Below are 21,296 nucleotides of genomic sequence, written 5' to 3'. Positions count from 1 at the left end.
TTCACGATGTCTCCTGTAGATTGGCAAGTGATGGGAGGGGGGTGTGGCTCGTGAAGCCATAAAGCTGTTCTGGATTGCGCACGAGGATTTGTTCGAATACCTCGTTGTCCTGCGCCCAATGGGCCACGCGATCTATCTGCTGTGCGTCATCCGGCATCGGATGCAGTCCTGCGGAGGCAGTGGCATGCGGCCAATCACTGCCCCACAGCACGCGATCCGGCGCAGTCTGGATATAGCTACGCGCCAGAGCGTCGATGGCAGGGTCATCGGTGCGTCCGCTGTTGCTGACGATATAGCCGCCGGACAGCTTTACCCATGCGCGGCCTTCGCGCAGCAACCGCAGCACCAGGGCATGAGCGGGATGATTAAAGGCCTGGCCAGGTTGCAGCCTGGCCATGTGATCAAAGACGATCTGAACCGGCAGTCGCGTCAGGTTTTCTGCCTGTTGGGTCAGTTGATCGGGAGGCATCAACAGCTGCAGATGCCATCCCCATTGCGCAATGCGCCAGGCAATCGGCGCAATCTGATCGACATGGCCCACGACACCTCGCGAGAGATTCAAGCGAATGCCCCGAACGCCCGCTTGATGCAATGCCTGCAAAGCGGTATCGCTTTCATTACCGTCGATCACCGCGACGCCGCGTGCCTGATCTCCCATCGCTGCCAGGCCGGCCAGCATGCTGCGATTGTCCGTGCCGTAAGTAGACGGCGTGACGAGGACGGCGCGCGATGTTCCCAAACGAGCCTGCAGCGCCCGATACTGCACAACCGATGCATCGGGCGGCAACAAAGTCGCCCCAGGCACAGCCGGAAACTGCGCGTCATAGACATGGATATGGCAATCACAGGCGTGCAGGGGGACTGGGGATACGGGGTGAGCCGTTCCCGATGTATAGGCGAGGGCAGCCATCGTTCAGGAAATATCAGGTCGTTGGAAACTCGACGATGTCATGAGCGTCTGTCTTGATCCGCTTCGGTCCTTATTCCACCCGCGCGCCGGAAGCCTTGACGATATCGGCCCAACGCAGGCGATCGTCATGGATCAATTTGCCGAATTCCGCCGGCGTGCTGGTCAGTACGTCTGCACCTTGTTCCCGGTATTTCTTCTGCAGATCGTCGGTCTTGAGCGCCGCATTGAATGCGGTATTGAGTTTGTTGACGATGTCTTGCGGGATGCCAGCCGGGCCTGCGATACCGAACCAGGTGATGGCCTCGAAATCCTTGAAGCCGGATTCGGCGACGCTGGGTACATCCGGCAGATCTGGCGTACGCTGCAAAGACGTCACCACCAGACCGCGCATTTTGCCGTTGCGGATGTGGCCGATCAGGGTCGGCACAGACGACATGTACATCTCGATTTGGCCGCCGATCAGGTCATTGATTCCTTGTGCCGCCCCTTTATAGGGAATGTGCGTGAATGTCGCGCCAGTGGCCTGTTGCAGTTTGACCGTGGCCAGGTGGCTGACGGTGCCGTTGCCGGACGAGCCGTAGTTGAGCGCTGACGGTTTCGCTTTAGCGGCTTTCACGACGTCGGCCAGCGTTTTGTAGGGCGATTGCGCGGGAATGGCCAGCACCAGCGGCGCGCTGGCGATCAGCCCGATCGGCGCCAAATCCTTTTCAGGATCGTAGGGCAGTTTGGCATACAGCGTCGGGTTGATCGTCAGATTGCTGGTCTGCCCCAGGACCAGGGTATAGCCATCCGGGGCAGACTTGGCCACGGCATCTACGCCGATATTGCCGCCGGAGCCGGGGCGGTTTTCCGTGACAATGGTCCAGCCCGTATCCTTGGCGACCTTATTAGCGACTTCGCGCGCCAGGGTGTCGGTGCCGCCGCCCGGGGGGAACGGCACAATCAGGCGGATGGGTTTGGTCGGGAAGTCCTGAGCGATGGCTGGGGCCAGGGCGCAGGCGAGAGCGATGCCGGCGAGTACACGAGGTAGGACTTTCATTCTGTCTCCGGTATGGATCTGGTTTTTGGTGAGTGCATTGTGCTGATGTGTTTCGCACATTACAATGACGTCTTGTCTGGTGAGACACGTTCTATCAAATGAAATACTCCAAACCCGATTCGGAAGATAATTCCGACGCTGGCGACGGCGTCGTCGCAGTCCGGCGCGCGATGCGCATCCTGGGCGCTTTCGGCGTCGACGATTCCCATTTGTCTTTGGCTGAGCTCAGCCGCCGTACGGGCTATCACCGTTCGACGGTGTTGCGATTGGCCCGGACGCTGGCGATGGACGACTATCTGGCGCAACGCGTGGATGGCACGTGGCGATTGGCGCGCGCCGCGGGGTGGCTGGGCGCCTGCTATCAGGCCACGTTCAATGTGCACGACGTCGTCGAGCCTGTGCTGCGCGAGTTATCCAGCGCCACCGGCGAGAGCGCCACGTTTTATGTGCGCGAGGGTAACCAGCGTATCTGTGTAGTGCGGGTCGAGGGGCCACGATCTATCCGCCACCACGTGCGGGTAGGGGCAGCGTTGCCCTTGAATCTGGGTAGTCCCGGCCGCGTGATTCTGGCCTTTTCGGGCGAGGCGGGCGAGCCGTACGAGTCGATACGGCGTGCCGGCTATATGATGTCGCTGGGCGAGCGCGACGCGGAGGTATCCAGCATCTCGGCGCCGGTTTATACGTCCAATTGGACCTTGCTGGGGGCGATCTGCATATCAGGACCGCTATCCCGCCTGACCGAAGAAGCCATGAACGGCCACAAGGAAACCGTGCTGGCCGCAGCCAGCCGCCTGTCGCGCGCGATGATGGGCGTGCATCAGGGCACGTCGGTGTCCGGCCAGCGTATGACGCATTTCTGATCCATACGGCGCTTACCGTATCGCACTGTATCTATCCTCCGTGCCGACACATGACCACGTGCGGCACAACGATCCTGACACGCGCGGGATACGTCAAGGTTGTCTAGTAGCACTGAGCCCGATGGGGCTACCTAAAGACAACTTTCATTGACGAATCGCGGAGTAAGGAAACATGGACGGATTGAGCAAAGGGCTGGCTGGGTCGTTGTTGGCGATGGCTGCTGTGATGGGCGGCGGTGCAGCACAGGCAGCGGGTACACCGACGGCCATTCTTGTGCATGGCGCATTTGCAGATGGTTCGAGTTGGAATCAGGTGATCAGCCGCTTGAACAAGGCGGGTATTCCGGTCATTGCGGTGCAGAACCCGCTGAGTTCCTTGGCCGATGATGTGGCAGCGACCCAGCGTGCGATTGATCGTGTCGACGGTGATGTTGTGCTGGTCGGACATTCCTGGGCAGGGACGGTCATTACCCAGGCTGGCGTAGATCCAAAAGTAAAGGGCCTGGTGTATGTGGCGGCATTCGCGCCAGAGCCAGGGCAGAGCACGGCCGCATTGGGCAAGAACTACCCCGTTCCTCCAGGCATCGGCAAGCTCGCAGCGACCAAGGACGGCTATCTCTATCTGCCGGCCGCCGTTGTGAAGTCAGATTTTGCACAGGATGTACCCGCAGCCGAAGCACAACTGATTGCGGCGACTCAGGGCCTGATCCGTGGGGCGGCGTTCGACGAGCCGGTGACGCAGGCAGCGTGGCAGACGCGGCCGAGCTGGTTTGTCGTGAGCACACAGGACCACATGATCGATCCAGGCCAGCAATTGGATATGGCCAAGCGCATCGGTGCGCATGTGACCAAGCTGCAGTCCAGTCATGTGTCGATGGTCTCGCATCCCGATGCCGTTGCCCAGGCAATCGGCGATGCCGTAAAGGCGGTTCAGAAGCCATAAGTTTGACGGATGGCGGGATGACCTTGTGAACCGCAAACAGACTACTTCGTCACCGTCTTGTGATTGCCGGCAAAGGCGGCCGCGATGCCGAGTCCGATCAGCATCGCGCCGCCCAGGTAGCGATCCAGTTTCAGATAGGTGCGGCTGGTGCGCAGCCATTGGCCTGCCGCACCGGCGGCGATGGCATAGCAGGCGTCGCTGATAAAACCGATGATGATGAATACGGCGCCCAGAAAGAGAATCTGCGAGGCGACGTGTCCGCGGCTGACTTCGACGAATTGCGGCAAGAATGCCAGAAAGAACAGCGCAGTTTTTGGGTTGAGCAGATTGATAATGAAACCATCGCGATAGAGCTTGCGATAGTGCCGCTTCACGACCGGGACATCGGCACTGGCCACCGCGGGGCGCGTACAGATTTTCTTCAGTCCCAGCCAGATCAGGTAGGCCGCGCCAGCGTATTTGACGATATCGAACGCCAACGCAGACGAGGCCAGCAACGCGGACAGGCCGAGCGCCGCAGCGATGACGTGCACCAGCGTGGCGGTGTGGATCCCTAGATCCGAGACCAGGCCAGCCTTTTTGCCTTGCTCGATCGATTGCGCAATGATGTACAGCACGGCCGGGCCGGGGATAAGCAGGAGTACTATCGCTGCGCTGATAAACAACGTGAGATTGGTGCTGCTGGGGATGACGAATTCCATAGTCTGCCTTGAGGTGTTAGCTATTTGATGGCTGGATCCGGTGCCAGGGGCGAGGACGGTTGCAGGTATCGCATGGCACGTTGTGGACTTGGAGAAAACCCTAGACAATGAAGTGTACTCTTCGTTAAGGCTTGTCCGGTTTTATCAGGACAAATACACGTGTTCTCCCGGTCTGCCATCCTTCACGTACCATGGGCTGCGTGAGGCCTGGTTTCAAGCGCTTTTTAAATAAGGAATGTTGATGTCTGATAGCACGTCCGCTGTTCAAGCACTGGCCGCACAACTGACTCAGGCGTGGCCTGGCAACCGCACTCAGGTGACGCTGGATGCGTCGATGACGCCGGGCGAGGAGTCGCAATCCTATGCGGTACAGGATCGGATCATTGCGTCGCTGGGGTCTCCGATTGCGGCATGGAAGGTCGGATCGAAATCGGTGGATGGCCCCATGCAGGCAGCGCCATTGCCCCAGGCGGGAGTGCAGCAGGCACCCGCCGCGATTCAACGCAACGCCTATGGCGTTCTGGTGCTGGAACTCGAGTTGGCATTCCGTTTTAATCGTGACTTTGCCGCCGGTGAACAGGTCTATGGCGATGCCGAGGTACTAGGGGCCATCAGCCACACCGTGACGACGATCGAGATCGTCTCCAGCCGCTACGCCGGCTGGCCGGTCGACAAACTGGCCATGCTGGCAGACTTGCAAAGCCACGGCGGCCTGGTCGTGGGCGAGGCCGTGCCTTACGACGCCAGCTATCCTTTCGAGAAACCTTCGTTGACCTGGACGCACGATGGCCGCAATGTCGCGCCAGAGACAACCGGCAACCCGGCTGGCGACCCGCGCCGATTATTGCCCTGGCTGGTGAATCACGCGGCACGCCGTGGGGTGGGGGTGCCTGCCGGGACGTTGATCACATGTGGCACCTATACCGGAATGTATGCACCCAAAACCCCCGGTACGATTGTTGGCCAATTTCAGGGCCTGCCTGAAATCCGCCTGGCGATTGCCTGATGGATCGACACGTACATGACACTCGCGATTTTTGTCGTGATCATGGTGTTGGCGATAGGCTGCGCGGCGTTGTCATGGCGCCGCGCCAGCCGGACGTTCTACGCTGTTGCAGCGATGGGTTTTCTGGCTGTGGGTTGCGGGCCGATGTCGGCCTGGTTGCTAGGCAAACTGCAGTCGGATTATGAAACCTCGCCGCCCGTGGCCTGGGGCGCGCGTAACGCCATTGTGCTGCTGGGCGCCGGCACCGAGCGTGTAGCAGGCCGGGTCGAGCCGGGCGTGTTTTCTTATCCACGTATCGTTGTCGCCGCAGAACGCTACCGCGACTGCAAAAAGTCTGCTGTCTATTGCAAAATCGTCGTCAGCGGCGGGGATGCAGCCCGGACCGGGACGTCCGAGGCAGCCGCCTATCGCGACGTCTTTGTACATCTCGGCATAGATCAGGCTGACGTGCTGCTTGAACCCGAAAGCATGAATACCTGGCAGAACGCGCAGTTCTCCAGCGCGTTGCTGCAGCGCGAACAGGTCGATCGCGTCGTGCTGGTGTCGTCGGCGATTCACATGCGGCGCAGCGAACTGTATTTCGCGCATTTCGGCGTCTCGGCAACGCCGGTACGCGCGGACTATCTGCATGCGATTACGTCCGCGCTGCCACTGTCTTACAACTTCACCTTGGCAGATGTCGCGTTGCACGAATACCTGGGCATTGCCCGTTATCACTTGTACAACCGGCTCGGCTGGAATCCCGCCCGCCATCATCCCGGCCAGGCGTAACAGATTGCTTGTAAACTCGACGCTTCTGCGTCAGTTCTGGAGGCCTGGATGGCCGGAAGCAGCTTTTTTGCCTTGTTCGATGACATCGCCACGATCCTGGACGACGTCTCTGTCATGACCAAGGTCGCCGCCAAGAAAACGGCGGGTGTACTGGGCGATGATCTGGCGCTCAACGCGCAGCAGGTCACCGGCGTGTCGGTCAATCGCGAGTTGCCCGTCGTCTGGGCCGTGTTCAAGGGATCGCTGCGCAATAAATGCATTCTGGTGCCGGCGGCGTTGCTCATCAGCGCTTTTGCGCCGTGGGCGGTGACGCCATTGCTGATGGTGGGCGGGGCGTTTCTCTGCTTCGAAGGCGCCGAAAAGCTGATTCATCGGTTTTTGCCGCATGACAGCACACCCGCAGGCAATCACGAAGCCCGCGCCCACGCCTTGCAGGACGAGCGTGTCGATATGGTGGCGTTCGAGCGTGAAAAAATCAAAGGCGCGGTCCGCACTGACTTTATTCTGTCGGCCGAAATCATCGCGATTACCTTGGGTGCCGTGGCTGGGGCGGATTTTGTGCGTCAGGCGATCGTGGTGACGACGATCGCGCTGGCAATGACGGTGGGCGTCTATGGGCTGGTCGCGGGGATCGTCCGCCTGGATGACCTGGGCTTGCACCTGCGCAGCAAATCGTCCGCGCTGGCACGAGGCACAGGTAATGTGATTGTGCGCGCTGCGCCGTATTTGATGAAAACGCTATCCGTGGTCGGTACCGCCGCCATGTTCATGGTGGGCGGCGCGATCCTGACGCACGGCATTGCGCCAGTGCATCACGCGATCGAACAGCTAAGTCACCTGGCCTCTTCGACCGCTTGGGTGCAAGCCACAGTGTCCACCGTGTTGAATGCCGTGTTCGGCGTGGTGGCCGGTGCGGTGATCGTCGGGGTAGTTTCAGGGATCAAGCGTTTGTTGCGGCGTTGAAGACGCCGCGCTGCGGCGTGTTGGTCGATTGGCAGGCGCGGGAGGATGCGTCATCGGCACAATGCAGGTCGACGGCGTGGCGGTTCGATGCCATTGACCTTGACTCTATGGATGGCATGCCTGCCTGTAAGCCTCGACAAAAGCCTGCGCATCCCGCGCGATATCGGAGACGGGTTTGCCGGGCTTGTACAGCGCTGATCCCAAACCGAAACCGCTCGCGCCAGCCTGAACAAAAGGTGTCATATTCTGCGTCGTGATACCGCCGACCGGCACGAGCCGGATACTGGCAGGCATGACCGCCCGCCATGCTTTGAGTACGTTCACTCCCAGTTGCTCGGCGGGAAACATCTTCAGTACGTCTGCGCCCGCTGCCAGGGCAGCAAAGGCCTCGGTGGGCGTGGCCACGCCCGGGCAGCAGGCCATGTCCGCAGCCTTGGCGGCTCGGATGACTTCGGGATCGCTGTGTGGCATCACGATGACCTGGCCGCCTGCATAGGCGACGTCGATGCAGGACTGGGGGGACATCACGGTGCCTGCTCCTACGACGCAATCGTCTGGCAAACCATCGCGCAGGGCACGGATGCTATCGAGCGGGGCGGGGGAATTCAGCGGGACCTCGATCAATCTGAACCCCGCCTCATAGAGCACCTGGCCCGCAGCGAGCGCCTCGGCCGGTTGGATGCCGCGCAGGATGGCAATCAATGGACATTGGGACAAGGCGTTGTCGAACACGGAGAGAGACATGGATAGCTTTCCTGGGAGATTGGAATGTCAGTTGGCCACGGCAGGAACCAAACCCGCAGCCTGAGCCAGATGCCACAGGCCGCGCTCGGTGGCGTGAGGCGCCAATTCGGGCTCGTCGGCGCCATACAGGCGCAACGCCTGAACGTATCGTTGACAGAGATCATCCTGCCCGCACAATACAATATGAGGCAAGGCCCCCTGGGCACGATGCGACACCAGGACGCTCGCTACCTCGTAGCCGATCAACAGGCCGGACAGATAGTCGGCTTGCGCATTGCCATCGAGCTGGCCTGTCAGTCCCAATGCACGCGTGCTGAATAATGTCGATAGCAGGCCCGCGCGGCCCTCGGGGCGGTTGGCTACTGCCAGGCCGCGGGCAAAGCCCTGCGCATCCGCGGGGGCATCGCTGTTCATAGTACGGCCCAGAATAGTGTGATCGCGCAACGCAGCATAGACCTCGCCGGTCATGTAGGTATCAAAATGGCTCACCTGTCCATCGCGCACGCGCACCCATTTGGAGTGCGTGCCGGGCAGGCCGATCAATAGATCGGCGTCATCGGAAGGACGCGTAGCCAGGATACCCGCAATCTGAGTTTCCTCGCCGCGCATGACGTTGGGCAACTCGCCGCGTTGGATCAGGCCGGGCACGATATGAATCGTTGGCTGACCGGCGCGTTCGATTTTCGTCATCAGTTGTGCAACGCCCGATAGCTCCACTGGCACGTCGAGATAGGTGGCCTCGCGCCAGCCTTGCGCACTGCCCACCATGCCGCACGCGATCACAGGCAGGCCGGGCTGCTCGCGCAGCCAGTCGCCGCAGGCTTCGTCGAAAGCGATCTCGAAACCTGCAGAGGACGCCTGGCCGGGCTGGGCCTGGGGCAAGCGCATGATGCCCCAGGGCAGCGGACGTACGCATAGCGTGCGGCCAGCGTGGTCAAGCAGATAGGCACGTAGCGAAGATGTGCCCCAATCCAGTGCGATCAGCGCGGCAGGCGTAGCGGTATTGAGAGTCATTGAAAGATCGGTTTATTGGCACGTCCTTGAGTCTTTGTGGACAGGCTCGTTGACGGCAGATGGGAGAGCGTCGGGCCGTACGGGCAGCCGGCAGGTTCGGGGGAATTCTAGATCAGCGCTGAAATTATCTCAAAGCGCCTGATGCGCTGCGTGATTGGGGTAACGCATGCGCGAACGGATAGGGCAGGCCGCAAGCGGAGAACCTCCAATGGTGTCTCAGGCACGAGATTTGCGGCATGTATTTGAAAATGACTGGGCGGGCGATATCAGCTCGCACCGCTCGCCATCCGATCCGCAAACAGGAGGTTGCCATGCCCGATCGAACCGCGAAAAAACAGGCCGAGGCCGACCGCAAGGCCGGAAAATCCCCCTCAACTCAGGCAGGTCATTTCGTCGAAGCGGAGATCGAAGCCAAGCGCAAGCACAAAGGGCCAGCGAAATCGAACAAACAGGCCGTTGCTATCGGTTTGTCCAAGGCACGCAAAGCAGGAGTCAAGGTGCCGGCCAAACCGAAGTCGCATTGAAACTTGCTTTGTGGCGGGAAACGCAGTAGCGTGATGCGAGATGCTAAGTAACAAGAATCGAGTGCGCAATCCCTGGACAGACACGCTCGCCCGCCTGGAGGACGAACGCGTGATGTTGCAGCGTATCGCCGCCGGGGTGCCCCTGGCGGATGTGTTGTTGTATGTACTGCATGCTGTCGAGGCGCAATCCAGTGTGGCGCTGCGTACCGCCATCGCGTTCGTTGATGAGTCGGGTAAACATCTGGTCCATGGGGCCGCTCCCAGTTTTTCCGAGAGTTACCGGCAGGCCGTCAATGGCGTGCCGATCGGCCCGCATATGGCGTCATGGGGCGCGGCCGCCTATTTCGGGACGGCGGTCTATGCCAACGATGTGATGACCGACCCCAACTGGTCCGACTGGCGCGAGTTTGCCGTGCAGCAAGGGATACGCGCCTGCTGGTCCACGCCCATCAAAGGGACGGACGGTCAGTTGTTAGGGGTGTTCTCGAATTATTACGCCACGACACGTCTGCCGTCGCCGCAGGATATCGATGCGATCGCCTTGGTGACGCGCACGGCAGCACTGGCTATCGAACGATCGCAGTACGACAGAGAGCTGGAAAAGCGGGTGGAGTTGGCCATTGCCGAACGGGATCGGATCTGGCGTTTGTCTCCTGAGCTGTTGGCGGTCGTCAACGAGGAAGGACGCTATATCAGCGTCAACCCTGCCGTGCGGGACATTTTGGGCTGGACACCCGAGCAGTTTTTGACCATGCCCCTGGCTGATTTAGTACACCCGGACGATTACGCAGCGACGGCGCAAGTCCTCATGCCGACCGCAAACGGCGCGCGCGAGGCCCGACATCTGGAAAATCGGATGAAGCACAGTTCCGGCAGCTACAGCTGGATCACGTGGACGATTTCCCGATCAGAGGGCGACCTCTATATGGCGGGGCGGGACGATACCGATCTGCGCGTCCAGGCCGAGGCCTTGCGTCATGCCGAAGACGCGTTGCGGCAGTCGCAAAAAATGGAGGCCGTCGGACAGTTGACGGGTGGCATCGCCCATGACTTCAACAACATGCTGCAAAGCATCTCCGGCGCGCTCTATCTGATACGCCGCAAGTTGGCTGCCGGCAATCTCGAAGCGGCGGAGCGCTTTATCGATACGGCGAGCGAGTCGACGGAGCGTGCCGCGCGGTTGACACAGCGGCTGTTGGCGTTCGCCCGCCGGCAGCCTATAGCGCCCGTTCCGCTATGTCCTGTACGCGTGCTGCAATCGATGGAGGATTTGTTTCGACGCTATATCGGCGAACGCGTGCAGTTGATCCTGCATACGGATCCCGTCTCGTGGCCAGTGTGCTGCGACGCCAATCAGCTCGAGAACGCGCTGCTCAACATGGTGATCAACGCGCGCGACTCGATGCCCGAGGGCGGGCGGTTGGCGTTACAGGCGACCAACAGGGTGTTGGATAAGGCGTCGTTATTGCAGAACGCCGAATTGGCGCCAGGCGATTTCGTCGAAATTTGCGTGTCGGATACGGGCTGTGGCATGTCCGACGACATCAAGAATCGTGCCTTTGAGCCTTTCTTTACGACCAAAGCGCTGGGCGAGGGCAGTGGGTTGGGCCTGTCCATGATCTATGGTTTTGCGCAGCAGGCGGGAGGCTTTGTGGCGCTGGACAGCAGCGTGGGGCAAGGCACGAGCGTGCGGCTGTATCTGCCCCGCTATACGGGGGCGATGCCGCCGGTCGAGGCCGAGACGGGTACTGTCCCTGTTCCTGTCGATGACAGTGTGCCACCGGCGGTGGTGGCCCTGGTAGAGGACGATGCCGCTGTCCGTCAAATGGTCTCTGAAGCGTTGGCGCAGTTGCGCCTGGAGGTATTGGTCGCATCGGACGGTCTCGAGGGCCGTGACCTGATGGGCCAAACGAAGCACATCGATTTACTGCTGACCGATGTGGGGCTGCCGGGGTTGAATGGCCGGGAGTTGGCTGACGCGGCGCGTCAGGTACACCCGGATATCAAGGTGCTGTTCATGACGGGCTATGCGCAAAATGCCGCTGCCGCTCAGGGATTCCTGGATACGGGGATGGAGCTGATTGTGAAACCCTTCAGGCTCGAGGCGCTGCTCGAGCGCGTGCGCCGCATCTTGATGCTCTAGTACCGACGCCGTAATTCCGCGGCGGGCAGCTTCAGTTGGGCACGGTATTTGGACACGGTGCGCCGCGCGACAACGATGCCGTCCTCGGCCAGTCGCTGCGTCAGGGTGACGTCGGACAGCGGGTCGCTCGAGTCCTCGTTTGCAATCCATTCACGAATCAACGCCTGTACCGCTGCCGCCGAGCAAGAGCCGCCGGTGGCGGTTGCCAGCTCGCGTGAGAAGAAGTGCCGGAACTCGTACAGGCCGCGTGGCGTGACCATGTATTTATTGGCCGTAGCGCGCGAGACCGTGGATTCATGGATCTCGAGCACGTCCGCGATTTCCCGCAGCAGCAGCGGCCGAAGTGCCACTTCGCCATATTCGAAAAAACGCTGCTGGCGTCGAACGATGGCTTCGGCCACGCGCTGAATGGTGGTGTAGCGCTGCTCGACGTTGCGCACGAGCCAGCGCGCTTCTTGCAGTTCCTGGGCCAAGGGACCACGCTCGTCATGGCGTACGCGGCGAAACAAATCTGCGTAAACACGATCCAGCCGTGCGCGCGGCATGGCGTCCCGATTGGGATATACGTGCCATTGCCCTTGTTGTTTACGCACGATGACATCCGGGACGACATAAACCGGGGCTTCCTGGTCAAAACGCCGTCCGGGTTTAGGGTCCAGCGCTCGGATGCGCTCGCAGGCCTGGCGCAATTGTGCTGGCGAGCTGCCGGTTTTATGCAGCAAGGCGTTCCAGTCATTGCGGGCCAGGGTATCGAGGTGAGTACGGACGATAGTCAAGGCCAGTGCCGTCAATTCATCGTCCTGGTTCGGCTCGGCCTGCAGCTGCAATGACAGGCATTCGCTCAAGTCGCGCGCCGCCAGGCCGGGGGCCTGCAACTGCTGTACCAGATGCAGCGCGGCTGCCCATTCGGCGGGATCGGGGACAGGTTCGAAGTCTCCTTGTGCGGCCAAGGATTCCAGCGGGGAGCGCAGATAGCCGTCGCCGTCCAGGGCGTCGATGATGTATTCGGCCAGCAACCGGTCACGCTCGGACAATGGATGAGCACATAGTGCTTCGCGCATTCGGCTTTGCAATGACGGCGGCGCGGCAACCCAATGTGAAAGGTCGTGATCAGCGCTATCGGATAGAGACTTTCGTTTGGTCGGATAGTCGCCTGAATATGCGGACGGAGCGGTGAATGCCTCTTCCTTGTCGTGATACGGTTCTTCTGACGGCACGTGCTCGTTGGTGGCAGGGAGCGGGTCGGAGTCCATGGGCGATGGCGGGGCGCCAGTGCTCTGCAGATCCTCTTCCTCGAGAAAAGGATTGGTATTCAGGGCGTTCTGAATCGCGACGCTGAATTCCAGCGCGGACAACTGAAGTAGTTGCACGGATTGCTGCATCCTGGGGGCCAAGGTAGTCTGCTGGCGTAGACGCAGTTCTGACGCGACGTAAGGCACTGGAACTCTCCTCATAAGGGTGTGACTTGTGGGGGCAAGCAGTGCTGCCTTATCTCCACACTCATGCAATTTCCGTGCCAACCAGCCGGTGACCGTACTGATATAGAGCGCACAGGGGCACCGGCTGGGCGAATCTTCTGGTCGTGTTTACACGTACCGGTAAATATTACGCAGGCCACGAGCGTTCCCATGACCCGGCAGTCGCCGTAAACCCTGGAGCCGTTCGCACTTTTTCACGACCATAGCGAGTAGTAACAAGAGAAATTTTGAAATCTTTATTGAATCGTATCTGATGTTTACGTTTGTCGGATGTTGGAAGCGTTATGCTGCAAAATCAAGCTCATGAAACCTTATCCCTGGAATAGGTATGCCTCATCTCTTAATCGTTGATGACGATGATGCTGTGCGCGACACGTTGGCTGAAATCGGCAAGGACAGCGGTTATACGGTTTCACAAGCCAGCACGATCAAGCGCGCCGTAATCGAATGGGAACGACATGTTCCCGATTTATTGCTGTTGGACGTACGGCTGTCTGAAGGCAGCGGTATGGATCTCTTTGAACGGGTTCCCATTGGCCACGTAGAGGTCGTGGTGATCAGCGGTCACGGCACGATGGATTCCGCCATCGAGGCCTTGCGCCTGGGAGCAACCGATTATCTGGTCAAGCCCATCGAAATGGATCGCCTGTTGCGTATCCTGAATCGTGTGGCCAACGGTTTTGGCAACGCGGAAAATTCGAGCCAGCCCGTTAAAGCCCCGGGCCGTCTGGGCAAGATGCTAGGAAACTCCGAGCCGATGACGCGGCTCTTTGACCAGATATCCCGCGCTGCACCCAGCGAGGTGACCACGCTGCTGGTCGGCGAGAGCGGCACGGGCAAGGAGCTGGCCGCGCATGCGCTGCATCAGTTGAGCCCACGCAGCCAAAAGCCGTTTGTGGTGGTGAACTGCGGTGCTATTGCGCCGAATCTCATTGAAAGCGAATTATTCGGCCATGAGCGCGGCAGCTTCACCGGCGCTGACCGCATGCACAAGGGCTATTTCGAACAAGCCGATGGCGGGACCTTGTTCTTGGACGAGGTCACGGAAATGCCCCTGGAAATGCAAGTCAAATTGCTGCGTGTGCTCGAATCGGGATCTTTCGTGCGGGTGGGATCGCACCAGCAAATATCATGCGATGTACGGGTGATTGCGGCGACCAACCGCAATCCCGAACAGGCTGTGCAGGATGGAAAATTCCGCGAGGACCTGTATTTCCGGTTGAACGTCTTTCCCGTGGATCTGCCCGCATTGCGCGAACGCGGTGACGATGTTCTGATGCTGGCCGATCAGTTTCTCGCGGCGTTGAATGCCGAACACGGTACGAACAGGACCTTTAGCGCGCAGGCACGCCAAGCCATTCAGAGCCACACTTGGCCTGGCAACGTGCGCGAGCTGAGGAATTTCGTACGCCGGGCTTTTATCCTCGCCGACGGCGACGAAGTGACTGGTGACACCTTGATACGGCAGACTGGCCCCCTGGGCGCTGCCAAACTTCAGGGATTGATGCGAGTGCCTGTAGGGGCGACATTGGCCGAGGCCGATCGTCAATTGATTCTGGCGACTCTGGAACGTTGCCAGGGGGTCAGGAAACAAACGGCGGCCGTGCTTGGCATCAGTCCCAAGACTCTCTACAACAAGCTCGAAGAGTACGCTCAGGCGGGCCACGTGATACCGGGTGGCAACCCCGCGCAAGAGGACTATGGAAAATCTGGCCACTAGTGTCATGCTGCAGGCATGATGCTTGCGCACCCATTGTCAAAATGGGAGCAAGGTCATGTCAAATCAGCATCGACGCAGCGAGCCGTCTGACAACCAAGCCGAAGCGGATCGCGGGCGGCAAAAGCACACGCGAGAGTCCGGTCGATGGGGCGCCGAGGAGCCCGACTACGGCCGGCCTCGTGGCGAGCGTCCCGAGCCCGAGCCTCATAAAGGCCCCAATCGTCATGGGCCGCAATACGAAGAAGGGGGCCGCTATCCAGGCACACGGCAGGGCAGCGAACGGCAGCCGCGGCGCAAGGAGAATGCCTCATGTCATTGATTGTCGCAGCGCGATATCAAACGTTTGACCAGGCAGGCGTCGCCGCCGAACACCTGGAACGGCACGGGTTCGCAGGGGATCAGGTCCACACGTTCTACGTGAACTCGGCGGGCTCGCATGATCGCTTTCCTGTCGGCGGGGACCGCCGCGAGGATCCTGACGCGACAGGCGGGGTGATCGGGGTGCTGTTTGGGGCTTCCATATTGGGCTTGCTCGGTGCGGTGCTGACGATGCTGGCGGTGCGCAATTTTGAGTACTCCAGTCTGATTGTCATTGCGGCCGGCGGGGTGGGTGCCTATGTGGGCGCCTTGATCGGCGCGATGGTGGCGATCGGCCGCGTACGCAAGCGCCGGATACGGCGAAATGGCGGGGTGTCTGTCGTCGAGGAACATCCGCCAGTGCGTGCCGCAGGCGTCCTGCTGGCAGTGACCGTGTCCTCTGACAAGGAAACCGAAGTCGCGCGTCTGTTGCGCGAGTCGGGCGGTCAGGATGTTGAGCGTGCAAATGGCCGTTGGGAAAACGGTAAATGGCAGGATTTCGATCCGCTGGTTCCGCCGGAACCAGAGCCTGCGGCTCGCTGATCAGAGGCCCAATCGATCCAGCATACGTTGCGTCAGTACCGTGCGGCGAGCGGCATAGTCATGCCAAGGATCTTCATGGGTTTGCACATGGTCCAGCGCATTGCGTACGTTGAACGCCGCAGCTCGCAAGTCGTTGTGAAAGTCCAATGCCGCCCAAGGCAGGGGCATCGAGACCGGCGCCTCAGGCCGGGCCCGCACGGAGTAAGCGCAGATGGCGGTTGCTCCGTTGCCATTTCGCAGGTAGTCGACAAATATCCGGCCGTGCCGCTGGTCTTTGGCCATGTTGGCGGTGAAGCGGTCGGGCATGGCATTCGCCAGTCGCTGTGCGAGATGGTGGGCGAGGATTCTGACGGTCTCCCAGGAACGGGTGGCGCGGATGGGGGCGACGAGGTGTAGTCCTCGGCCGCCTGTAGTCTTTAAAAAGGGAGCAAGACCGACTTCGGTCATGAGCCCGTGGGCCAGTTGCGTGGCTTCGACCAGGCCACGCCAGGATATGTCCGGCCCTGGGTCCAGATCGATCGTGACGCGGTCAGGGTTGTCATGCTGGGGGGCATGGGCGCCCCAGGTGTGAAACTCGATGACGCCCAACTGCACCAGAGCCAGCAGGCCCTCCGTGGACTGTATCTGCAGGTGCCCTGCATCCCGCGTGAGGCCGGAGGGCAGGTCGCCTGTCAAGTGCTTCTGAAAAAAACAATCTTCGTCAGCGCCATCTGGACACCGCAGCATGGCGATGCGGCGGCCTTTCAGGTGCTCGAGCATGTGAGGGGCGATAGCTTCGTAGTAATGAGCCAGGTCGGATTTGGTGGTCTTGGGTGGGCGCAGCACGACGCGGTCCGGATGGGTAAGCGTGACGTGGCCGATACGCTCTGGCGTGTTGCTTTGCATAGAGAGGCTGGTCATGACATGGTCCAGAGAGTCAGAGATGGGACGTAGGGTTTGCTCAGGTTCGCTTGATTACGCTGATGTTGCCGTCGGCTTCGATATAGGCGCGGTGTACCTCGTTGACATCGTCGACGCCTTGCTGGCGCAGCTCGCTCAGTAGTTCGTCTTTGGTGATGAATTCTTTGCGCAGATTGCGCGTGCGGATCTGGCCGTCCTGGACGAGGCAGACACGATCCGCGGTGAGGAGCCGCCCAATGGGTTTGACGTAGTAGGCAAGGCGGTCAATGGCGACGGTCCAACCGATGATGGTGGCGACCAGGATCATGCCATCGGTAATGGACTCGTATTGGCCCGCCATGCCGTTCTGCGCAGCATCGGCGATCAAGACCAATACCAGCATGTCTGCGATTCCCACCGAGCCTACGTCTCGTCTACCCGCCATTCTGAGCAGTAGAAAGATGAACCAGTACATCATGCTGCCGCGGATGATGATCTCCAGCGGCGACATCGAGAGCGAAAACATGGTCGTCCAGTCGGGCTGCATATTCTTCTCTTTCCGTATGTAGGTATATGCAGAGAGCAAGTTTCGGGCCTGAACAAAAATCGCGTTGCAACGGCGCGTTCAGGCGGTGAGCAGGGGCAGGGCGATGGCCTGGCATGCGGCTTGCGTACGCCGGTCGGGCGTCTTTGCTTTTCAGGAGAATGCAGTGAATCTGAGCATGCACGTTCCGCAGCCCCCGCACCCGAATCCCGGCCGGCCGACGATCCCGCCAGAAATCCCGCCGGACAACCCACCAGAAATCCCGCCTGATGGCCCTCCTGATACGCCGCCCGGGGAACCGCCGATCACGCCGCCGCATGAGCCACCTACGGATCCGCCCCGCGAGCCGCCCACTCAGCCGCCACAGAATCCTGAAACAGACGAGCCGGACGTGGATCTCCCGCCTGCGGAGTCGCCGATCCGGCATCAAGTGTCGCAGCACGGCATATCGACCGCATTACGCGTTAACGGCGTGAGCCATGCGTTGACGCTGGACCCTCGCGCGACGTTGCTGGACACCTTGCGCGAATCCCTTCACCTGACTGGCACCAAGAAAGGCTGCGACCATGGCCAATGTGGCGCCTGTACGGTGCATGTCGACGGCAGACGGGTCAACGCCTGTCTGGTGTTGGCGGTGACCCTGCACGGCAAGGACGTCACCACCATTGAGGGCCTGGGCAGCGCCGAGTCGCTGCATCCCTTGCAGGCCGCATTCGTCGAGCATGACGGCTATCAGTGCGGCTACTGTACTGCCGGGCAAATCATGTCGGCAGCCGCGTTGTTGCATGAACCATGCGGAGACAGCGACAGCGAGGTACGAGAACTGATGAGCGGCAACATTTGCCGCTGCGGGGCGTATGCCAACATCGTTGCAGCGATTCAAGACGTACGCGGGAAAGGGTAGACGCATGCACCAGTTCCAATACACGCGCGCCACCGATATCGATGCCGCGCTGCGCCTGTTCAGCACGCAAGGGGCCGGCCCGCCGCCCCGGTTTCTGGCAGGCGGCACGACCCTGGTGGACTTGATGAAACTCGATGTCGAGACCCCGGCGCATATCATCGACATCAACGGTTTGGGTCTGAACGACATCGAGGTATTGCCCGACGGACGCACCCGCATTGGTGCGCTGGTGCGCAATGCCGACCTGGCGCGCGACGAGCGCATCGCGACCCATTATCCCGTTCTGTCGCAGGCACTGCTCTCGGGTGCGTCGGCGCAGTTGCGCAACATGGCTACCACCAGCGGAAACCTGCTGCAGCGTACGCGCTGCGTTTATTTTCGTGATCGAGCGGCCCGGTGCAACAAGCGCGATCCGGGTAGCGGCTGCGATGCCATCGGCGGGCATAATCGCAATCTGGCGATTCTGGGTACCAGCGAACATTGCATTGCCAGCAATCCATCGGACATGAATGTGGCGTTGATGGCGCTGGACGCCACGGTGCATGTGCAGGGCCCGGATGGCAGGCGTGATATCGCACTGCGCGATTTCTACCTGCTGCCCGGCGACACGCCGCAACATGAGACGGTACTGGACCCCAATGAGCTGATCACGCATGTGACTCTGCCCGCCAGCGCGGCAAGCGAGCGTTCGTGCTATGTGAAACTGCGCGACCGCGCGTCGTATGAGTTTGCGCTGGTGTCGGCTGCCGTGGTGCTGCAGGTGCGCGATGCACACATCCTGGCTGCGAGTATTGCGTTGGGTGGTGTAGGCACGAGGCCATGGCGCTGCCCATCGGCTGAGACGGAACTCGCGGGCCGTGCTCCCAGTGCCGCACTGTATGAAAAAGCCGCCCAGTCGGCCTTGCAGGGTGCGGTCGCGCAAAGTGAGAACGGGTTCAAGATCGAGCTCGCGCGCCGTTGCCTGATCCACGCTCTGTCCACGGCTCTGCCGCTGCAATAAGGACGCACCTGATGGTTCAATCAATGCTTGCTCATCCTGATGTCATCGGACAGCCCAGCGTCCGCATCGATGGTCCGTTCAAAGTCAGCGGCGCAGCGCGCTACGCCGCCGATTTCATGCTGCCGGATATGCTGCACGCCGTGCCGGTGTGCGCCACCATCGCGCATGGCCGCATTACCGGATTGGATACGGGGGCGGCAGAGGCGATGCCGGGGGTGCACATAGTCATTCACCATGGCAACCGGCCGCCGCTCTATCGCGCCGCCAGTGGCAACATCGACGAGGCTCGTCCTCCGCTGGACGACCAGATCGTTCGCTACTATGGCCAATATGTGGCGCTGGTTGTGGCCGACACCCCGGAGCAGGCGCAGGCCGCTGCCAATGTGGTTGATGTGGCTTATGAGGCCAGCACACCGCACGTCTCACCGCCCCGAGACATCCCTGAAACGCGGGATGAGCAGTCTCGCGCAGACCGGGAGGCCTCTCTCACCGTTGAAAGCGAACGAGGCGATGCGGCGGCCGCCTATGCGAGCGCGGACGTGCAGATCGAGACGATATACAGCACACCGGTCGAGACCCACAATTCGATGGAGCTGCATGCCTGCGTTGCTGCGTTCGATGGGCAGGCCTATACGTTGTACGAGTCTACGCAGGGCGTCGTGAACCATCGTGAGGTGGTGGCTCAGATGCTGGGTACTGGAAAAGAAAACGTACGGGTGATCTCGCATTACCTCGGCTCGGGATTTGGTGGCAAGCTGTGGCCGTGGCCGCACTCCGTGTTGGCCGCCGCCGCCGCACGTTTACTGGGCCGCCCCGTCAAGGTGGTCATCAGCCGCGCCATGACGTTCCACAGCGCGGGGCATCGTCCCTACACGCACCAGCACATGAGGCTGGGCGCGACACCAGACGGCAGATTGGTGTCGCTGCAGCATCACTATCTGAGTCAGGCATCCATGCTGGATGATTACCGGGAACAGTGTGGCCAGGCAACACCACGTATGTACAGCACGCCCAATCTGAAAGTGTGCTGGGGGCTGGCGCGACGGCACGTGGGCGCGCCAACGTCGATGCGAGGGCCTGGGGCGGTGCCCGGGATGTATGCGCTGGAGTCGGCCATGGATGAATTGGCCGTGGCGTTGCAGATGGACCCGGTAGCGTTAAGGCTGCGCAACGAACCGCAGCATGACGAAGGCACGGGTATGCCGTTTTCGTCGAGACACCTGCGCGAATGCCTGGAGCAGGGCGCCGAGCGCTTCGGCTGGCAACACCGCCAACCTGCGGTAGGTGCCATGCGCCGCGGCGACGAGGTATTGGGCTGGGGCGTGGCCGCGTGCTCATGGCCCGGTTTGCGCATGCCGACCGATGCCCGCGTCAGTTTGCACGCCGACGGCTCGGCCCGGTTGGTCTGCGCGACACAGGACATCGGCACAGGCACATACACGATTCTGGCGCAATTGGTGAGCGCAGAAACGGGCTTGGCGCTGGATCGTATCCAGATTGGTCTGGGCGATACGCGATTTCCGCCGGGACCCGTATCAGGCGGGTCGGCCGCGACGGCGTCGATTGTGCCAGCTGCACTCGAGGCCTCGCGCAAAGCGGTGAGGGCAGCCTGTCGTCTGGCGGTAGGCAAGGATGGCCCTTATGCCGGGCAATCGGAGCAGAGCCTCGCGATGCGGGATGGCCGTATCTGCGTTGCCGATGACAAGGCCGACGCTGGCGTGCCGCTGGCTCAGGTGTTGACGAAGGCTGGCGTGGCCAGCGTGACGGGCGACGGTCATGGCGGCAGCGGCAAATCATTGAAGAAACAGTACTCGATCAATTCATACGGGGCGCATTTTGTAGAGGTCGCCTGGCATCCTGCTACGGCGCGCCTGCGCGTGGTGCGTGTCGTGACGGTCATCGATGGCGGCCGCGTACTGAACCCCCGCACCGGCCGCAACCAGATCGAAGGCGCCATCGTGATGGGCATAGGGATGGCCATGTTCGAGCAGACGCATTACGACACGCGTTCGGGTGCGCCCATCAACAGCAATCTCGCCGACTACATCATGGCAACGCACGCCGATGCGCCGCAACTAGACGTGAGTTTTCTGGATTATCCCGATCTCATCTGGAACGAGGTGGGCGCTCGCGGCATAGGCGAAATAGGCTTGGCAGGGACGGCTGCCGCCATCACGAATGCGGTCTACCATGCCACGGGCGTGCGGGTGCGCGATCTGCCGGTGCGTATCGAAGATCTGTTGTGATCGGACG

General features: G+C 60.9%; 21 protein-coding genes. 13 read left to right on the top strand and 8 right to left on the bottom strand.

The genetic code is table 11. The features are described 5' to 3' along the window. Nucleotide 1: 1 nt before the first annotated feature. Together ACYVIT_RS14380 and ACYVIT_RS14375 are read right to left on the bottom strand one after the other, a co-directional pair. A complete protein-coding gene (locus tag ACYVIT_RS14380) occupies nt 2-910 on the bottom strand; it encodes an amidohydrolase family protein (RefSeq protein WP_415805234.1) in 909 nt (302 codons plus the stop codon). Nucleotides 911-980: 70 nt separating this feature from the next. Then, on the bottom strand, nt 981-1,949 hold the full coding sequence (locus ACYVIT_RS14375) for a Bug family tripartite tricarboxylate transporter substrate binding protein (RefSeq protein ID WP_415805233.1): 969 nt from the start codon (nt 1,947-1,949) through the stop codon (nt 981-983). Between the two features lie 98 nt (nt 1,950-2,047). On the opposite strand from ACYVIT_RS14375, the gene ACYVIT_RS14370 reads away from it, so the two are divergent. Together ACYVIT_RS14370 and ACYVIT_RS14365 are read left to right on the top strand one after the other, a co-directional pair. Then, on the top strand, nt 2,048-2,809 hold the full coding sequence (locus tag ACYVIT_RS14370; protein ID WP_415805232.1) for an IclR family transcriptional regulator: 762 nt from the start codon (nt 2,048-2,050) through the stop codon (nt 2,807-2,809). Between the two features lie 172 nt (nt 2,810-2,981). Next, nucleotides 2,982-3,752, top strand: coding sequence for an alpha/beta fold hydrolase (locus ACYVIT_RS14365; RefSeq protein ID WP_415805231.1), 771 nt, complete (start codon nt 2,982-2,984; stop codon nt 3,750-3,752). A 41-nt stretch (nt 3,753-3,793) separates the two neighbouring features. On the opposite strand, the gene ACYVIT_RS14360 is transcribed toward ACYVIT_RS14365, so the two are convergent. Then, on the bottom strand, nt 3,794-4,453 hold the full coding sequence (locus tag ACYVIT_RS14360; protein ID WP_415805230.1) for a LysE family translocator: 660 nt from the start codon (nt 4,451-4,453) through the stop codon (nt 3,794-3,796). Nucleotides 4,454-4,694: 241 nt separating this feature from the next. Here ACYVIT_RS14360 and ACYVIT_RS14355 point away from each other — a divergent pair, with 241 nt between their 5' ends. From ACYVIT_RS14355 to ACYVIT_RS14345, 3 genes are read left to right on the top strand one after another with little or no spacing between them, the layout of a single operon-like run. Further along, nucleotides 4,695-5,459, top strand: coding sequence for a 2-keto-4-pentenoate hydratase (locus tag ACYVIT_RS14355; protein WP_415805229.1), 765 nt, complete (start codon nt 4,695-4,697; stop codon nt 5,457-5,459). 15 nt (nt 5,460-5,474) lie between these two features. After that, nucleotides 5,475-6,230, top strand: a complete 756-nt coding sequence (locus tag ACYVIT_RS14350) for a YdcF family protein (protein WP_415805228.1) — start codon at nt 5,475-5,477, stop codon at nt 6,228-6,230. A 48-nt stretch (nt 6,231-6,278) separates the two neighbouring features. Further along, a complete protein-coding gene (locus tag ACYVIT_RS14345; RefSeq protein ID WP_415805227.1) occupies nt 6,279-7,193 on the top strand; it encodes a DUF808 domain-containing protein in 915 nt (304 codons plus the stop codon). Between the two features lie 105 nt (nt 7,194-7,298). Here ACYVIT_RS14345 and ACYVIT_RS14340 read toward each other — a convergent pair whose 3' ends face one another. Both ACYVIT_RS14340 and ACYVIT_RS14335 read right to left on the bottom strand, forming a co-directional pair. After that, nucleotides 7,299-7,937 (bottom strand): 2-dehydro-3-deoxy-6-phosphogalactonate aldolase, encoded by a 639-nt coding sequence (locus ACYVIT_RS14340; RefSeq protein ID WP_460478214.1) that lies wholly within the window; start codon nt 7,935-7,937, stop codon nt 7,299-7,301. 27 nt (nt 7,938-7,964) lie between these two features. Further along, nucleotides 7,965-8,951, bottom strand: a complete 987-nt coding sequence (locus tag ACYVIT_RS14335) for a 2-dehydro-3-deoxygalactonokinase (RefSeq protein WP_415805226.1) — start codon at nt 8,949-8,951, stop codon at nt 7,965-7,967. A 311-nt stretch (nt 8,952-9,262) separates the two neighbouring features. Here ACYVIT_RS14335 and ACYVIT_RS14330 point away from each other — a divergent pair, with 311 nt between their 5' ends. Further along, a complete protein-coding gene (locus ACYVIT_RS14330; RefSeq protein ID WP_415805225.1) occupies nt 9,263-9,475 on the top strand; it encodes a DUF6496 domain-containing protein in 213 nt (70 codons plus the stop codon). A gap of 112 nt (nt 9,476-9,587) precedes the next feature. Then, nucleotides 9,588-11,618: a response regulator gene (locus tag ACYVIT_RS14325; RefSeq protein ID WP_415805281.1), complete on the top strand. Its 2,031-nt coding sequence runs from the start codon at nt 9,588-9,590 to the stop codon at nt 11,616-11,618. On the opposite strand, the gene ACYVIT_RS14320 is transcribed toward ACYVIT_RS14325, so the two are convergent. Then, nucleotides 11,615-13,057 (bottom strand): RNA polymerase factor sigma-54, encoded by a 1,443-nt coding sequence (locus ACYVIT_RS14320; protein WP_460478213.1) that lies wholly within the window; start codon nt 13,055-13,057, stop codon nt 11,615-11,617. The two genes, ACYVIT_RS14325 and ACYVIT_RS14320, sit on opposite strands and share 4 nt — an antisense overlap. Nucleotides 13,058-13,424: 367 nt before the next feature. On the opposite strand from ACYVIT_RS14320, the gene ACYVIT_RS14315 reads away from it, so the two are divergent. Genes ACYVIT_RS14315 through ACYVIT_RS14305 form a run of 3 tightly spaced genes read left to right on the top strand, consistent with a single transcriptional unit; the run spans nt 13,425 to nt 15,716 of the window. Continuing rightward, nucleotides 13,425-14,816 carry a sigma-54-dependent transcriptional regulator gene (locus tag ACYVIT_RS14315; protein WP_415805223.1) on the top strand — a complete coding sequence of 464 codons (1,392 nt, stop codon included), beginning with the start codon at nt 13,425-13,427 and terminating at the stop codon, nt 14,814-14,816. Nucleotides 14,817-14,871: 55 nt separating this feature from the next. Further along, on the top strand, nt 14,872-15,135 hold the full coding sequence (locus tag ACYVIT_RS14310; RefSeq protein ID WP_415805222.1) for a hypothetical protein: 264 nt from the start codon (nt 14,872-14,874) through the stop codon (nt 15,133-15,135). Beyond that, the gene (locus tag ACYVIT_RS14305; RefSeq protein WP_415805221.1) at nt 15,126-15,716 is read left to right on the top strand and encodes a hypothetical protein; all 591 of its coding nucleotides are present in this window, start codon (nt 15,126-15,128) and stop codon (nt 15,714-15,716) included. Before ACYVIT_RS14310 ends, ACYVIT_RS14305 begins: the two co-directional genes overlap by 10 nt. Here ACYVIT_RS14305 and ligD read toward each other — a convergent pair whose 3' ends face one another. Next, entirely contained in the window at nt 15,717-16,616 is a 900-nt protein-coding gene (gene ligD, locus ACYVIT_RS14300) for a non-homologous end-joining DNA ligase (protein ID WP_415805220.1), read from the bottom strand. Nucleotides 16,617-16,656: 40 nt separating this feature from the next. Continuing rightward, the gene (locus ACYVIT_RS14295) at nt 16,657-17,142 is read right to left on the bottom strand and encodes a DUF421 domain-containing protein (RefSeq protein ID WP_415805219.1); all 486 of its coding nucleotides are present in this window, start codon (nt 17,140-17,142) and stop codon (nt 16,657-16,659) included. A gap of 388 nt (nt 17,143-17,530) precedes the next feature. Here ACYVIT_RS14295 and ACYVIT_RS14290 point away from each other — a divergent pair, with 388 nt between their 5' ends. Genes ACYVIT_RS14290 through ACYVIT_RS14280 form a run of 3 tightly spaced genes read left to right on the top strand, consistent with a single transcriptional unit; the run spans nt 17,531 to nt 21,289 of the window. Continuing rightward, nucleotides 17,531-18,043: a (2Fe-2S)-binding protein gene (locus ACYVIT_RS14290; protein WP_415805280.1), complete on the top strand. Its 513-nt coding sequence runs from the start codon at nt 17,531-17,533 to the stop codon at nt 18,041-18,043. A gap of 4 nt (nt 18,044-18,047) precedes the next feature. Continuing rightward, complete coding sequence (locus tag ACYVIT_RS14285) at nt 18,048-19,043, top strand: FAD binding domain-containing protein (RefSeq protein ID WP_415805218.1); 996 nt, start codon at nt 18,048-18,050, stop codon at nt 19,041-19,043. 11 nt (nt 19,044-19,054) lie between these two features. Continuing rightward, nucleotides 19,055-21,289, top strand: a complete 2,235-nt coding sequence (locus ACYVIT_RS14280) for a xanthine dehydrogenase family protein molybdopterin-binding subunit (RefSeq protein ID WP_415805217.1) — start codon at nt 19,055-19,057, stop codon at nt 21,287-21,289. The last annotated feature ends 7 nt before the right edge of the window (nt 21,290-21,296 follow it).

Source organism: Bordetella muralis, assembly GCF_054781015.1.
This window is presented reverse-complemented; position numbering and strand designations above follow the sequence as displayed.